This is a genomic window from Massilia eburnea, assembly GCF_050709955.1.
GTDB lineage: Bacteria > Pseudomonadota > Gammaproteobacteria > Burkholderiales > Burkholderiaceae_D > Rugamonas > Rugamonas eburnea_A.
This window is the reverse complement of sequence record NZ_JBNZFX010000026.1, coordinates 1-13,121: the sequence shown is the minus strand read 5'-3', so window position 1 is coordinate 13,121 and position 13,121 is coordinate 1. Positions and strand designations below refer to the sequence as shown.

General features: G+C 62.5%; 17 protein-coding genes and 1 pseudogene. 7 read left to right on the top strand and 11 right to left on the bottom strand.

What is annotated here, in order from left to right; all coding sequences use genetic code 11:
• The 4 genes from ACQ4MM_RS14125 to ACQ4MM_RS14110 all read right to left on the bottom strand — a co-directional run.
• The coding region (locus ACQ4MM_RS14125) for a DUF3147 family protein (protein WP_431477962.1) at positions 1-238 on the bottom strand (238 nt) is incomplete at its 3' end.
• Positions 239-247: 9 nt separating this feature from the next.
• Positions 248-373, bottom strand: coding sequence for a hypothetical protein (locus ACQ4MM_RS14120; RefSeq protein WP_431477961.1), 126 nt, complete (start codon positions 371-373; stop codon positions 248-250).
• A complete protein-coding gene (locus tag ACQ4MM_RS14115; RefSeq protein WP_431477960.1) occupies positions 370-627 on the bottom strand; it encodes a hypothetical protein in 258 nt (85 codons plus the stop codon). The genes ACQ4MM_RS14120 and ACQ4MM_RS14115 overlap by 4 nt, the downstream gene beginning before the upstream one ends.
• Positions 624-1,679, bottom strand: coding sequence for an acyl-CoA dehydrogenase (locus tag ACQ4MM_RS14110; RefSeq protein ID WP_431477959.1), 1,056 nt, complete (start codon positions 1,677-1,679; stop codon positions 624-626). Before ACQ4MM_RS14110 ends, ACQ4MM_RS14115 begins: the two co-directional genes overlap by 4 nt.
• 47 nt (positions 1,680-1,726) lie before the next feature.
• Here ACQ4MM_RS14110 and ACQ4MM_RS14105 point away from each other — a divergent pair, with 47 nt between their 5' ends.
• On the top strand, positions 1,727-1,912 hold the full coding sequence (locus ACQ4MM_RS14105; protein ID WP_431477958.1) for a hypothetical protein: 186 nt from the start codon (positions 1,727-1,729) through the stop codon (positions 1,910-1,912).
• Positions 1,890-2,207 carry a GlcG/HbpS family heme-binding protein gene (locus tag ACQ4MM_RS14100; RefSeq protein ID WP_431477957.1) on the top strand — a complete coding sequence of 106 codons (318 nt, stop codon included), beginning with the start codon at positions 1,890-1,892 and terminating at the stop codon, positions 2,205-2,207. The genes ACQ4MM_RS14105 and ACQ4MM_RS14100 overlap by 23 nt, the downstream gene beginning before the upstream one ends.
• On the opposite strand, the gene ACQ4MM_RS14095 is transcribed toward ACQ4MM_RS14100, so the two are convergent.
• Positions 2,204-2,338: a hypothetical protein gene (locus ACQ4MM_RS14095; protein ID WP_431477956.1), complete on the bottom strand. Its 135-nt coding sequence runs from the start codon at positions 2,336-2,338 to the stop codon at positions 2,204-2,206. The genes ACQ4MM_RS14100 and ACQ4MM_RS14095 overlap by 4 nt on opposite strands.
• A gap of 93 nt (positions 2,339-2,431) precedes the next feature.
• Between ACQ4MM_RS14095 and ACQ4MM_RS14090 the strand changes: the two genes are divergently transcribed.
• Complete coding sequence (locus tag ACQ4MM_RS14090) at positions 2,432-2,554, top strand: hypothetical protein (protein WP_431477955.1); 123 nt, start codon at positions 2,432-2,434, stop codon at positions 2,552-2,554.
• 393 nt (positions 2,555-2,947) lie between these two features.
• Here the strand turns inward: ACQ4MM_RS14090 and ACQ4MM_RS14085 are convergent, their stop codons facing one another.
• The 5 genes from ACQ4MM_RS14085 to edd form a co-directional block, all read right to left on the bottom strand.
• Positions 2,948-3,490 carry a DUF3667 domain-containing protein gene (locus ACQ4MM_RS14085; RefSeq protein WP_431477954.1) on the bottom strand — a complete coding sequence of 181 codons (543 nt, stop codon included), beginning with the start codon at positions 3,488-3,490 and terminating at the stop codon, positions 2,948-2,950.
• Positions 3,491-3,875: 385 nt separating this feature from the next.
• A complete protein-coding gene (locus ACQ4MM_RS14080; RefSeq protein WP_431477953.1) occupies positions 3,876-4,439 on the bottom strand; it encodes an RDD family protein in 564 nt (187 codons plus the stop codon).
• A gap of 28 nt (positions 4,440-4,467) precedes the next feature.
• On the bottom strand, positions 4,468-4,980 hold the full coding sequence (locus ACQ4MM_RS14075) for a Rhs element Vgr protein (RefSeq protein WP_431477952.1): 513 nt from the start codon (positions 4,978-4,980) through the stop codon (positions 4,468-4,470).
• Positions 4,980-5,600 (bottom strand): bifunctional 4-hydroxy-2-oxoglutarate aldolase/2-dehydro-3-deoxy-phosphogluconate aldolase, encoded by a 621-nt coding sequence (gene eda, locus ACQ4MM_RS14070; protein ID WP_431477951.1) that lies wholly within the window; start codon positions 5,598-5,600, stop codon positions 4,980-4,982. The genes ACQ4MM_RS14075 and eda overlap by 1 nt, the downstream gene beginning before the upstream one ends.
• A gap of 1 nt (position 5,601) precedes the next feature.
• A complete protein-coding gene (gene edd / locus ACQ4MM_RS14065) occupies positions 5,602-7,524 on the bottom strand; it encodes a phosphogluconate dehydratase (RefSeq protein WP_431477950.1) in 1,923 nt (640 codons plus the stop codon).
• Positions 7,525-7,721: 197 nt separating this feature from the next.
• Between edd and pgi the strand changes: the two genes are divergently transcribed.
• The 4 genes and pseudogenes from pgi to ACQ4MM_RS14045 all read left to right on the top strand — a co-directional run bounded on the left by pgi (position 7,722) and on the right by ACQ4MM_RS14045 (position 12,617).
• Complete coding sequence (gene pgi / locus ACQ4MM_RS14060; protein WP_431477963.1) at positions 7,722-9,371, top strand: glucose-6-phosphate isomerase; 1,650 nt, start codon at positions 7,722-7,724, stop codon at positions 9,369-9,371.
• Positions 9,368-10,264: an SMP-30/gluconolactonase/LRE family protein gene (locus ACQ4MM_RS14055; protein WP_431477949.1), complete on the top strand. Its 897-nt coding sequence runs from the start codon at positions 9,368-9,370 to the stop codon at positions 10,262-10,264. The genes pgi and ACQ4MM_RS14055 overlap by 4 nt, the downstream gene beginning before the upstream one ends.
• Positions 10,265-10,287: 23 nt before the next feature.
• Positions 10,288-11,760 carry a glucose-6-phosphate dehydrogenase gene (gene zwf / locus ACQ4MM_RS14050; RefSeq protein ID WP_431477948.1) on the top strand — a complete coding sequence of 491 codons (1,473 nt, stop codon included), beginning with the start codon at positions 10,288-10,290 and terminating at the stop codon, positions 11,758-11,760.
• Positions 11,761-12,617 (top strand): annotated as a pseudogene (locus ACQ4MM_RS14045) (SIS domain-containing protein).
• Positions 12,618-12,701: 84 nt separating this feature from the next.
• On the opposite strand, the gene ACQ4MM_RS14040 reads toward ACQ4MM_RS14045, so the two are convergent.
• Positions 12,702-13,106 carry a hypothetical protein gene (locus tag ACQ4MM_RS14040; RefSeq protein ID WP_431477947.1) on the bottom strand — a complete coding sequence of 135 codons (405 nt, stop codon included), beginning with the start codon at positions 13,104-13,106 and terminating at the stop codon, positions 12,702-12,704.
• Positions 13,107-13,121: the final 15 nt, after the last annotated feature.

Genomic DNA, 13,121 nt, shown 5'->3' with positions numbered 1-13,121 from the left:
GCCACGGGAAGACCAGGAACATCGGCAGCGTCGGCACCACGTACCAGAAGGTATACCAGGCGTGGTTGGCGATCTTTTCATGCGGCTGCTTTTCAACGTAGAGCCAGATCAGCGCCAGCACCGTCACCAGCGGGAGCGCCGCGATCAGGCCACCCAGGCGATCGCTGCGCTTGGCGAATTCGGATACTGCGACCACCACACCGGCCGTAACCAGGTACTTGAAGATCAGCCAGGCCATTGCCCTCTCCTACTGTGCAAAAGCAAAACGAACCAGCGCCAGCGACAGCGCGAATACATAACCATACGCGAAACGGTCGATACGCAACACGGCGTCGCCGCGGCGGGCGCGCCAGGCACCTATCAGGCACATCATGGCCGCCCGCTGCCAGCGGAGTAACCAGCAGGGTTAAGTTTGCGCAGCACTTCGTTGCGCACCAGGTGGTCGGGCAGCAGCCAGAGCGTGATGCCGCCCGCAATGGCGCCGAAGATGGCGTAGCCAAGGCCCGCCAGCCAGGGATTGAGCGGACGACGGCGCTCTCCGAAGGAATGAAAGCCCAGTTCGACCAATGCTTCCACCGCCAGCTGAATCAGGAACTCGCCAATTAACTCGAACAGGAATTCAATCATGGTGTGAACAAGGCATGCTGGCTGGCGGTATGGAAATCGCGCCAGACACGGTTGATCTCAGAATCTTCTTGCGCAGCGCGCAGACCGCAGTACGGATAGATGTCGCCCACTGCCCGACGCGCCCGCCAGCACCAGCGCCATCGAAGCTTCGCGCAATTGCGCGTCAAGCGCCTCCTCGACGCGGCCATCCTCCCCTTCCGGCCTGGGCCCAGGCCTGGGTCAAGCAACGCGACCATGCGCTCACGCGCGCCCTGCAGCGCCAGCGCCGCTCTTGCCAGCGCATCCTGGGCGCTGGCAGGCGGCTGGCGGCGCACCGCGACGATGTCCTGCGCCAAGGCCAGGAAATGCCGCGCCATGCCGGACAAGTTGGCTGCCAGCGTCACCCACGCCAACAGCATGAAGGGGAAGCGGTACAGCGTACCCCGCGCCGTCGCATGCGCGGGATCAACCGTGAATCCATGGCTGGCCGGCACCCACGCGCCATCGATACGGTAACTGTGCGAGGCAGAACCTTTCATGCCAAAACTGCGCCAGGTCGGCTCAATCACCACCTGCGCGGGCCGGCACCACGAAAGCCTGGATCTGCGGTCCACCATCCGGTCCGGTTCAGCGGAAGGCCGTTCTCCGCGCAGCACCGCATTGAGCGTGAAATGCGTTGCCATCGGCGCACCGCTTGCGATGTCCCAGCGGCCCGTAATGCGATAGCCATCGCCTTCCGTGTCAGCGAAACCGGTCGGGGCCCCGCTGCCCGCCAGGCAGACGTTGGGCGTGGCGATGATTTCTCGCGCCGATTCAGGCGGCAGGAAGCCTGCGAACCAGCCCGCTCCCGCACATAGCGTGACCACCCACCCCATGCTGCCATCCGCCTCCGCGATAGCCTCTTCCAGCCGGACCACTTGCGGCAAAGGCATTTCCGCCCCGCCCGCAGCGCGCGGCGCCAGCATTTTCAGCCAGCCCTGTTGATGGATCAGGGCCTGCTGGTCCGCCAGCAGGAAGCCCGCGGCTTCGGCCCCTGAGGCGCCGGCGCGGATACGTTCGATGTCAACTTTCATATGCAATCTATGACAGAATTGCGAGCATTCTAACCTTGGAGGCCTCAATGCTGCGAACCGCCCTGCTTTGCCTGGTAATAGCCCTGCCGATCGCTGCGCGCGCCGCGCCACTCAACTCCCAGCTCACTCAACGCGCGGTACTGAACCTGAATGTGGTGAAACAGATCGCCGCAGCCGCCGAGGCGGAAGCGCGCAAAAAACAACTGGAACGTGTCGATTGCCGTCGTCGATGAAGCGGGTCAGCTTATACACTTCGTCCGCATGGACGACACGGCCAACTCCACGGTCATCGTAGCGCAAGGCAAAGCCCGACATGCGGTCAACTACCGCCGCGATACCAAGTTTCACCAGGACCTGCTGGAAAAAGGCAATGCCGTCGTACTCGGCTTGCCGGACTCGTTGCCGGTGGAAGGGGGCGTGCGCCTGGTGGCCGCCGGCAAAGTGATCGGCGCCATCGGAGTGGCGGGCGTCCAGGCATCGCAAGACGCCCAGATCGCCCGCGCCGGTGCAGCGCTGCTGCAGGATTAAGTCGCCGACAGCGCCAGCACGACCAGCGTGTACATGGTCAGCACGATGAAGGTCATGAACAGCAAGAAGCAGGTGCGCCACAGCGCGCCGAAGCGTGACAGGCTGTAGGCGCCGCGCAGTTGCAGGAACATGTGCACCGGCGGGATGAAGACGAACAGGACTGCGCGCCCAAGCCGCCGAAATCAAAGTAGCTCAGTGTCGCGACGATGGTAAACAGCAGCGACATGAACGACAGTGAATACAGCGAGAACACGGCGTGGTCGTACATCGTGATGCCGCGGCGCCAGAAGAACATCAGCCACAGGAAGGGCAAGGAAATCGGCACCAGCAGGAAGGAGTATTTGTAGGCTGCGTTCTTCAGCTTGTACTTGGCCAGTTCCGGTTGTCGACAGCGTGCTTGATGCCCTTGCCAATCCAGCCTGCGTCGGAATGCTTGGCGCTCTTGCCGCCAGCCGCGTCTTCCTCCGTTACCTCTTCGGCGACATCGTTGAGGATTTCCTCAATGATGCCAGGCTCCTTCGTGTTCGCGCTTCCTTGGCGCTACCCTCGCCTGCCTCCCTGGCTTCATCTTTGCCTGCATCTTTGCCTGTATCGTTGCCAGCATCTTTGCCGGCATCCTTGCCGGCCGGCTGATCGTTTCAGTGAACTTGGAAGTGCCGGTCATCGCAATCTTGCCGGCAGCCAGGGCGCTGCTCAACCCGTCGAACGCTTCTTTTGCCTCATCCAGCCTGTGCTGGGCTTTACGAACTTCGGCCGAACCCGGGTTCCGCCGCCTTGAGGTCCGCCTCCGCCTCGGCAATCTTTATTTTCTGCTCGGCGATCTTGCCGTTCATCGTCCTCTCGAAGGCAGCCTTGCCATTCTTGCCGTCGTTGACCTTGCCGGTGCTCGGGCCCGAACTGGTGCCCATCGTCAGCGAGAAGACAAAGAACATGAAGAACATCATGAACAGGAACAGTGCCAGCGGCGAGACAAAGCGTGTGCGCTGGCCGTCGATGTAGCGCGCGTCAGCTGGCCCGGACGGGCAACCAGCAGCGGCAAGGTGCGCCACCCCTTGGTATCGAAGTGCAGCAGCCCGTGGATCAACTCCTCGCCCCAGATGCAGCACCGACTTGTGCAGGTGACCCTTCTGGCCGCAGTTGCTGCAGTAATTGGCGGTGACTGGCGTGCCGCAGTTGGCGCATGGTGCGCTGTGCGCGTGTTCGCCGGACCTGCCTGCATCGCCTTCGACCTCTTTGGCTACCAGGCTGGCCGTCACCAGGTCGCCTGCCACTTCAATCTCCATCCCCATCGCCGCTGCTCCGCCAAATGCAAAGTTTGCATGTTAGCAAATTATTGATCTTTATTGCTAAGGTAGCCGGCGATTGTCCCGATCACGACTCCAATACCACTCCATGACAACATTTCCAGATTACTTGGCGGGCCTTTTCCGAACAGGGCCAGCAAGTCAAGCACCAGCATAAAAGGGCCGGAGACCAGCCCAAGCAGCGCCGATACGAGGCCCCATCCGGGATCCGCTTGGCCCCAGGCGAGGGTGGCACCCTTTGCGGCAGCGCCCCATTACACCGCCAAGCATAGCCCCGAGAACTCCAGCGACCAAGGGCGGTGTCTGGCGCTCCGCCATCAGATGTCCCGCTTCGCTTTAACGACGACGGTCCCCGGCCAGGAAATCATGCAGGGCGCGGGCGGCGCTTATTGCACAGCATGGCCACCGCACCTGCCAACATCCACACCTGCATCAGTGTCTGTGCCAACGAAGCCCAGCCTGGAGAAAGAGCGGCTATGGCCGCGGCCCGCTGCATGAAGCCAAACGAGAAGTATGTCGCCTGATCCAGGTTCATCGCGGCATAGGCACTTCCGATATTCGTTGCGAGCGACAGCGCCAGCACTGGCGCCACGCGTAGCCAGGCCGCCTTGGTCGAAACAGGTGCGCCATCCTGCATCTGGACACGCAGCTTCAGCACCAGCTTGCCAGGCGAACCGCCATACCGGCGCACCAGGTAGACCGTCAGGAACATGCCCAGCATCGTTCCTGGAATGAGCCAGATCGCGTAGAAATAACGCGACATGGAGCTAAGCCAGAAGGTCAGCCCGATGACGGGCGATAGGAAGATAACGTCCAGTATCTGGGCGCCAACACGAATCCAGAAACCACCGACTTCGGGCGGCGTGTCGATTTCTTCAGCGCGCGCGGTGTCAAGGTCGGCTAGTGGAGTTTGATAGGGGTTATGCATGGATGCTCAAATAGGTGCTTTAAAGCAACTACGATAGCATACCGTTAGCAAAAAATATACGTGGCAGATTGGCCGGCGATGCGGGATCGCGCAGAAAATCGCGCAGCATGTCGTGGTACAGGCCCGCATCCAGCTTGTGCTGGTAGACCATGGCAAAGTAGTCGGCCAGCACCTCGGCCTGGGCTTCCATATTGAAGTCGCACAGCCGCAGTTCGGGCGAAACCTCATAGTCATAGTTCAGGCCCAGGCGGATGGCGCCGCGCCACATCACGGGATAGCCAAGCTGGTGCTGCCAGACATGGACCATCTCGTGCATGAACCAATGCTGTTCACGCTCGGTGGCGAGCGAGAAGTCCGGGCGGTAGCGGGAAATGTGGAAATACAGTTCGCCGTTCGGCGTGATGCAGACGTCTTTACGCTGCAGGAAAGGAATGAAGCGGGTGTTGTGGATGCGCACCCGCTGGTAGTCGATCGCGCCGCCGAACACCAGCCGGGCCAGCGCGATCTCACCCGACGTCAACGGCCGGGCGATGACTTCCATCAGTGGCGCAGCGCGCTGGCCGCCTTGGCGATGGCGGTGATGCGGTCCCAGTCGCCGGCTTGCATGGCATCCTTTGGCGTCAGCCAGGAGCCGCCCACGCAGGCCACGTTCTTCAGCGACAGGAAGGCTGGCGCGGTGTCTTGCGAAATGCCGCCAGTCGGGCAGAACACCACGTCCGACAGCGGGCCGGCGATGGCGTTCAGCATGCCAACGCCGCCGGCTGGAACGGCCGGGAACAGCTTCAGTTGCTTGAAGCCCTGCTCGCGCGCCTTCATCACTTCCGATGGGGTCATCACGCCAGGCAGCAGCGGCAGGCCGCTCGACTTGGCGGCAGCGATCAGCGCATCCGTCAGGCCCGGCGACACACCGAACACCGCACCGGCATCGCGCGCGGCGACGAATTCCTCAGGCTGGGTCAGTGTGCCGACACCGACGATGGCGCCCTCCACCTGGCTCATGGCGCGGATCGCACCCAGGCCGTGCTGGGTGCGCAGGGTCACTTCCAGCACGCGGATGCCGCCTGCCACCAGGGCTTTTGCCAGCGGCACGGCGTGATCGGGATCGTCAATCGCGATCACAGGGATCACGGCCGAAGTACGCATAATTTCGAGCAGGGTCATGTCAAGCTTTCTTTGCGAGGAAATCTTCATCGGAACCGGGCACGGTATTGCCCACATTGTCTTCGCCGTGCAGCGGCACGGTGGTCTGGATCGGGGACGGCAGCGGGAAGCTGGTGGCGCCCTGCTCCGCTGCGCACACGTTGTTGCGGAACATGGTGAACAGTTCGCGGCCCATGCCGATCTGATTTGGCGACAGATCGGCCTGCGCCATCGAACGGCCATGCCAGACGTCGGACGACACCAGCGCTTCCAGCGTGCCGCTGGCGGCGTCGACGCGGATGATGTCGCCGTCGCGCACCAGGCCCAGTGGACCGCCCGCCAGGATTTCCGGCGACACGTGGATCGCAGCAGGCACCTTGCCGGAAGCACCGGACATGCGGCCATCGGTCACCAGCGCCACTTTGCGGCCGGCGTCCTGCAGGTTGGCCAGTGCCGGGGTCAGGGCGTGCAGTTCCGGCATGCCGTTGGCTTTCGGACCCTGGAAGCGGAGCACCGCCACGAAGTCGCGATCGAGCGTGCCGGCCTTGTAGGCCGCCATGAAGGCTTCCTGCGAATCGAACACCAGGGCCGGCGCTTCCACGCTGCGGTGCTCTTCCTTGACCGCGGATACCTTCATGATGGCGCGCCCCAGGTTACCCTGCACCAGCACCATGCCGCCATCCTTCGAGAACGGATCTGCAGCGCCGCGCAGCACCTTTTCGTCGGCGCTCTTCAGCGGCGCTTCCTTGAAGATCACGCCGCTCGCATCGTCGTTCAGGAACGGCTCGGCGCAGTGCGCGCGCAGGCCCTTGCCCAGGATGGTGTTGACGTCGTCGTGCAGCAGGCCTGCATCCAGCAGCTCGCGGATCACGAAGCCGGTGCCGCCAGCAGCGTGGAAGTGGTTCACGTCGGAGTCGCCGTTCGGGTAGATGCGGCACAGCATCGGCACTACAGCAGACAGCTCATTGAAATCGTCCCAGTCGATCACCACGCCGGCCGCCTTGGCAATCGCCACCAGGTGCAGGGTGTGGTTGGTCGAACCGCCGGTAGCCAGCAGGCCCACCACGGCGTTGATGATGGACTTCTCGTCCACGATATGGCCAACCGGGATGTACTCGTTGCCCATCTCGGTGATCTGCGCCGCGCGCTGTGCGGCGGCGGCAGTCAGCGCATCGCGCAGCGGAGTGCCCGGATTGATGAAGGCGGCGCCCGGCAGGTGCAGGCCCATGATTTCCATCAGCAACTGGTTGGAATTGGCAGTGCCGTAGAAGGTGCAGGTGCCGGCGCCGTGATAGGACTGGGCCTCGCCTTCCAGCAGCTCTTCGCGGGTGGCCTTGCCTTGGGCGTAGCGCTGGCGGATCGCCGCTTTCTCTTTATTCGACAGGCCGGAGGTCATCGGGCCTGCCGGCACGAAGACGGCAGGCAGGTGACCGAAGTGCAGCGCGCCGATCAGCAGGCCCGGCACGATCTTGTCGCATACGCCCAGGTAGAGCACGGAATCGAACATATTGTGGGACAGGCCGATCGCCGCCGACATCGCAATCGCATCGCGCGAGAACAGCGACAGCTCCATGCCCGGCTGGCCCTGGGTCACGCCGTCGCACATGGCCGGGGTGCCGCCCGCGTACTGCGCCACCGCGCCAACCTTGCGCACCGCATCCTTGATGATGGCAGGGAAGGTCTCGAAGGGCTGGTGGGCCGACAGCATGTCGTTGTAAGCGGAGATGATCGCCACGGACGGCTGCTTCACTTCCTTCAGGATCAGCTTATCGTTTGCCGGGAACGCGGCAAAACCGTGCGCCAGGTTAGTACAGGACAAGGTGCCACGCTGGGTGCGGCCTTTGACGCGGGCCGCCTCGAGGTGCGCCAGGTAGGCGCCGCGCGAAACGCGGCTGCGCTGGATGACGCGTGCGGTGACTTTTTCCAGGACTGGATGCAACGGCATGATCGTTCCTTTTCAATGAATTTTCGGAAATTTTACTACAAAATTCCAGATCGCGAGCGCTACCTTTGCATCAAAACACGCCAAATTACGGGTGTCAGACACTCACAACACCTGCGCATGAAAAGATTTGTAGTGAATTTACCTTTTTTTCCTGTATAGTTAAACACAATTCATAAAACCATATGCCACAGGACATTATGCGCTTGCCCGCCCTGACCTCCACCGCGGCCTACCAGGCCCTCGAAAACCACGCCCACGATGCCCGCGACTGGCAAATGCGCCAGTTATTCCAGAACGACCCTGGCCGCTTCCCGCGCATGACGGTCGATGCGGCAGGCCTGTTCCTGGACTACTCCAAGAACCGCGCGAACGACGAGACCATCCAGCTGCTGGTGCACCTGGCCCGCACGCGCGGCGTGACCGAGCAGCGCGATGCCATGTTCGGCGGTGAAAAAATCAATATTACCGAACGCCGCAGCGTGTTGCACACGGCCCTGCGTATGCCGCGCGGCAAGGCGCAAAAGGTCGATGGCCAGGATGTGAACGCCGACGTGCACGCGGTGCTGGACCGAATCAAGGTGTTTACCGACAAGGTACGCAATGGGGGCTGGCTGGGCCACACCGGCAAGCCAGTCACCGACGTGGTGAACATCGGCATCGGCGGCTCCGACCTGGGCCCGAAGATGGCGGTACTGGCCTTGCGATCCTACTGCCACCCGCGCTTGAAAACGCACTTCGTCTCCAACGTGGACGGTCACGATATCGATGCGGTGCTGGCGCAAGTGAATCCTGAAACCACGCTGTTCATCGTCGCCTCGAAAACCTTCACCACCGCAGAAACCATGCTGAATGCGCAGACCGCGCGCACCTGGTTCCTGGCCAAGGCAAAAGAAGCAGACCTGCCGCGCCACTTCGTCGCCGTGTCCACCAATACCGATGCGGTGCGCGCCTTCGGCATCGATCCTGAAAACATGTTCCCGTTCTGGGACTGGGTAGGCGGCCGCTATTCCGTGTGGTCGGCAATCGGTCTGTCGGTTGCGATCGCGATCGGTTTCGGCTACTTCCAGGCTTTCCTGGAAGGCGCGCATGCGATGGATGAACACTTCCGCGAAGCACCGCTGGAAGCGAACATGCCGGTACTGCTGGCCCTGATCGGCTTCTGGAATCGCCAGTTCCTCGGCGCCAGCTCCTTGTCCATCGCGCCATACCACCAGGACCTGAACCGCTTCCCGGCTTACCTGCAGCAGCTCGACATGGAAAGCAACGGCAAGCGCGTGACCAAGAACGGCCAGCCGGTGGACACGCCAACCTGCCCTATCGTCTGGGGCGAGTGCGGCACCAACGCGCAGCACGCCTACTTCCAGCTCCTGCACCAGGGCAGCGACGTCACGCCGATCGACTTCATCGCCGCCCTGCGCGCCACCCACGACCTGCCGGGCCATCACGACGCCCTGCTGGCGAACTGCTTTGCCCAGTCGGAAGCCTTCATGAAGGGCAAGACCGAGGACGAAGTACGCGCAGAGCTGAAAGGCGCCGGCCTGCCGGTTGCGGAAATCGAGGAGATGGTCCCGCACAAGACCTTCCCCGGCAACCGCCCTTCCAACACCATCTTGATGGACCAGCTCACGCCATCCACCCTCGGCGCGCTGATCGCGCTGTACGAGCACAAGACTTTCGTGCAGGGCGTGATCTGGAATATCGCCAGCTTCGACCAATGGGGCGTGGAACTGGGCAAGGTGCTGGCCAGGAAAATCGAGGCCGAGTTGACCGGCAAGGTCGATCCGGAAGCACATGACAGTTCGACCAACGGCCTGATCGTGATGGCCAAGTCGGCCCAGATCCAATGAGCAGCTACCAGATCGATGTCGCCTGCGACGCCACCATGACCGTGGGCGAAAGCCCGCTGTGGGCGCCGGACGAAAAAGCCCTGTACTGGGTCGATATCGAAGGCTTTGCCATCCATCGCCTGTGCACCGGCACCGGCCAGCACGACCAATGGAAAGTCGACAGCGAAGCATCGTCGCTGGCGCGTGCTGCAAAAGGCGGCCTGATGGTTGCCCAGCGCCGCGGTTTTTCCCACTTCAACCCGGATACCGGCGAGCTGAAACTGGTGGCGGAGGCGCCTTTCGACCAATCGACGACCCGCTTTAACGACGGCAAATGCGACGCGGCTGGCCGCTTCTGGTGCGGCACCATTTACGAGCCGCGTGACAAGCCGGCCGCGGAAATGTTTGTGCTCGAACGCGGCAAGGTGCGCAAGGTGTGGTCGGGCGGCATGGTCAATTCGAATGGCCTGGGCTTCAGCCCGGACAACAAGACCATGTTCCACGCCGAGACAGCCAGCCACCGCGTCACCCGCTTCGCCTTCGACCTGCTGTCCGGCACCGTCAGCGATGAACGCGACGTGCGCCGCTTCAGCACCGACAAATCGGCAGCCGATTACGGCGGCCGCCCGGACGGCGCGGCAGTCGACAGCGAAGGTAATTACTGGGTCGCCATGTTTGAAGGCGGCCGCATCCTCAAGCTGTCGCCGCAAGGCGACCAGCTCGACGAGATCCGCCTGCCGGTACGCTGCCCGACCATGGTGGCCTTCGGCGGCCCCGACCTGCGCACGCTGTACATCACCACTGCCAGCAAGCGCCCGGCCGACGAACTGGCGGCCATGCCGCTGAGCGGTAAAGTACTGTCGGTACGCGTGCCCGTTGCCGGCCGCATTGAGCCGGCCTACGTAGAAAATTGATCCAACCCACACTGAAGAAGATTATGGCTCTCTCTGATTTCGACCTGGTTCTGTTTGGCGGCAGCGGCGACCTGGCAATGCGCAAGCTGCTGCCCGCAATGTTCAGCCGCGACGTTTGCGGCGACCTGCCTCCGACCGCGCGCATCGTTTGCGTCGGCCGCCAGGAAAGCACGCAGGAAGAGTTCATCAATATGGTGACCACCACTTCGCGTCCCCATATCAAGTCCGCCAAGGCTACCGACGAAAACTGGAACCGCTTCATCGCCCGCATCGTCTACGTCGCGCTGGATGCCGTCGACTCCTCCAGCTATAAGGGCCTGCTGGAGGCGCTTCGCAACGATCCTGCGATTACCCGCGTCTACTACCTGGCAACCCCGCCGGCCCTGTTCTCGCGCATCTGCGACAACCTGAAGGACAACGGCCTGGCCACCGCCAATTCGCGCGTGGTGCTGGAAAAACCGCTGGGCCGCGACCTGGCTTCGGCCAAGCAGATCAACAAGGAAGTGGGCAAGGTCTTCGAAGAACAGCAGATCTACCGTATCGACCACTACCTGGGCAAAGAGACCGTGCAGAACCTGCTGGCCCTGCGCTTCGGTAACATCCTGTTCGAACCGCTGTGGCGCCGCGAGTGGATCTCCGACGTGCAGATCACCATTGCCGAGAAGCTGGGCGTTGGCAACCGCATTGGCTACTACGACACCTCCGGCGCGCTGCGCGACATGTTGCAGAACCACCTCCTGCAACTGCTTTGTATCGTTGCCATGGAGCCGCCGACTTCGATCGCACCGGACGCCGTGCGCGACTCCAAGCTGCAGGTGCTGCGCTCCCTGAAACGCTTCACCCCGACCACGCTGGCGCAGAACATCGTGCGTGGCCAGTACCGCGCCGGCCACGTGGAAGGCAAGGCCGTACCGAGCTACCGCGACGAACCGGAAGCGCCGCAGAATTCGAAGACCGAAACCTTCGTCGCCATGAAAGTGGAAATCGACACCTGGCGCTGGGCCGGCGTGCCGTTCTACCTGCGCACCGGCAAGCGCATGGCCGACTCGCTGGCCGAGATCGTGGTGCGCTTCAAGCAGATCCCGCACTCGATCTTCAACCAGCCGACTTCCAGCTTCCAGCCCAATTCCCTGGTGATCCGCCTGCAGCCGGACGAAGGCCTGCGCATGAACCTGATGGCCAAGACCCCGGGCGAAGGCATGCGCCTGAAACCGGCGGAGCTGGAACTGGACTTCCGCGAAACCTTCAAGATGCCGCGCATGGATGCCTACGAGCGCCTGCTGCTGGACGTGCTGCGCGGCCAACTGACCCTATTCATGCGCGGCGACGAACTGGAAGCTGCCTGGGAATGGGTCGAACCGATCCTGAACAACTGGGAGCAGGACGATTCCACGCCGCTGCCCTACACCTCCGGCACCTGGGGCCCAGCGGCCGCCAGTGCGCTGATCGGCCGTGACGGGCTACAATGGCGCGAAGAAGCCCTGCCTGAAGACTAAATGCTGCTCGACTCCATCCGCACCCAGCTCGACTCGCTCTCCAAATCGGAGCGCAAGGTCGCGCTGGCGGTGCTAGACAACCCTACCCGCACGGTGGGCGCCAACATCACGGCACTGGCCAAGAGCGCGCAAGTGTCAGAGCCGACCGTGGTGCGTTTCTGCCGCACGCTGGGTTACGACGGCTGGCATGAATTCAAGCTGAAGCTGGCGCAGGGCCTGGCCCTCGCGCTGCCCGGCCTGAACGACCAGCCGGCGCAGGACGATTTGGCGTCCGACCTGGTGAACAAGATTTGCAGCCGCTCCATCAACACGCTGCTGGACCTGCGCAACAACCTGAACGCAGAACCGGTGCAGAAAGCGCTCGACATCCTGTCGCGCGCACGCAAGATCGAGTTCTACGGCCACGGAACTTCCGGTATCGTGGCAGCCGACGCGCAGCACAAATTCTTCCGCTCCGGCGTGCCGACCGTGGCTTACGCCGACCCGGCGATCCACAGTATTTCAGCGGCCCTGCTGCATGAAGGCGACGCGGTGGTAGCGATTTCCCAGCGCGGCAACAGCCCGGCGCTGGTGCGCTCGGCCAAGCTGGCCAAGGAAGGCGGTGCCGACGTGATCGTGCTGGCACCATCCGGCACCCCGCTGGCGGAAGCGGCCACGGTGCTGATCCCGATCGACCTGATCTTCAACACCGACCCCTACACCCCCCGATCTCGGCCCGCCTGGCCTACCTGGTGGTGATCGACGTGCTGGCCGTCGGCCTGGCGCTGAAGCGCGGCCCCGAGTTCCGCAAGAAAATGCAAAACGCCCAGAAAGCGCTGCAGGAGTTCGACATGCAGTTCGACTCCTTCATTGGTTAGTGCTTAAAAGTCGGGGTCAGCTCCGGCAATAAGACATTTCGCTGCGCGAAATGTCTTATTGCCGGAGCTGACCCCGACTTTTAATTAGAGACCTTCTTTCAGCATTTTTTCCAACGCCACGCGCGAAACGTGGGGCGTGTCCTTGCCGGCTTCCACCTGCCACTGGCCGCCATTCTGAAGCACGACGTATTCGACTTGCGCGGTGCCGCCTTTCGGATGTGGCACGGCCTGCTCCATATCCAAGCCGGACGTCGGGGTGTAGGTGAAGGTGACAGTTGCCTTGCAGCGTGCGCCGTCGCATTTCACTGCGTCGGTTTTCCAGCCGTCCACCAGGTGAACCTGTTCGTAATACCCTTCGGTATCGTTGTGCAGGCGTCCGCCATCCAGCTCGAACTTCAGGAATTGATCAAGTGCCGCTTGCGGCGTGGTTTCCGCGGCTTGCGCGGAGAAGGCGGCGCACAGCGCGGCCAGGATAATTAGATTTTTCATGACAGCATTATATGT

What these genes read in the sequence shown, in the direction of transcription:
- ACQ4MM_RS14120 (WP_431477961.1), bottom strand. Translation starts at nt 373, where the DNA reads ATGATGTGCCTGATAGGTGCCTGGCGCGCCCGCCGCGGCGACGCCGTG.
- ACQ4MM_RS14115 (WP_431477960.1), bottom strand. Translation starts at nt 627, where the DNA reads ATGATTGAATTCCTGTTCGAGTTAATTGGCGAGTTCCTGATTCAGCTG.
- ACQ4MM_RS14110 (WP_431477959.1), bottom strand. Translation starts at nt 1,679, where the DNA reads ATGAAAGTTGACATCGAACGTATCCGCGCCGGCGCCTCAGGGGCCGAA.
- ACQ4MM_RS14105 (WP_431477958.1), top strand. Translation starts at nt 1,727, where the DNA reads ATGCTGCGAACCGCCCTGCTTTGCCTGGTAATAGCCCTGCCGATCGCT.
- ACQ4MM_RS14095 (WP_431477956.1), bottom strand. Translation starts at nt 2,338, where the DNA reads ATGTTCCTGCAACTGCGCGGCGCCTACAGCCTGTCACGCTTCGGCGCG.
- ACQ4MM_RS14090 (WP_431477955.1), top strand. Translation starts at nt 2,432, where the DNA reads ATGAACGACAGTGAATACAGCGAGAACACGGCGTGGTCGTACATCGTG.
- ACQ4MM_RS14085 (WP_431477954.1), bottom strand. Translation starts at nt 3,490, where the DNA reads ATGGAGATTGAAGTGGCAGGCGACCTGGTGACGGCCAGCCTGGTAGCC.
- ACQ4MM_RS14080 (WP_431477953.1), bottom strand. Translation starts at nt 4,439, where the DNA reads ATGCATAACCCCTATCAAACTCCACTAGCCGACCTTGACACCGCGCGC.
- ACQ4MM_RS14075 (WP_431477952.1), bottom strand. Translation starts at nt 4,980, where the DNA reads ATGGAAGTCATCGCCCGGCCGTTGACGTCGGGTGAGATCGCGCTGGCC.
- eda (WP_431477951.1), bottom strand. Translation starts at nt 5,600, where the DNA reads ATGACCCTGCTCGAAATTATGCGTACTTCGGCCGTGATCCCTGTGATC.
- edd (WP_431477950.1), bottom strand. Translation starts at nt 7,524, where the DNA reads ATGCCGTTGCATCCAGTCCTGGAAAAAGTCACCGCACGCGTCATCCAG.
- pgi (WP_431477963.1), top strand. Translation starts at nt 7,722, where the DNA reads ATGCGCTTGCCCGCCCTGACCTCCACCGCGGCCTACCAGGCCCTCGAA.
- ACQ4MM_RS14055 (WP_431477949.1), top strand. Translation starts at nt 9,368, where the DNA reads ATGAGCAGCTACCAGATCGATGTCGCCTGCGACGCCACCATGACCGTG.
- zwf (WP_431477948.1), top strand. Translation starts at nt 10,288, where the DNA reads ATGGCTCTCTCTGATTTCGACCTGGTTCTGTTTGGCGGCAGCGGCGAC.
- ACQ4MM_RS14040 (WP_431477947.1), bottom strand. Translation starts at nt 13,106, where the DNA reads ATGAAAAATCTAATTATCCTGGCCGCGCTGTGCGCCGCCTTCTCCGCG.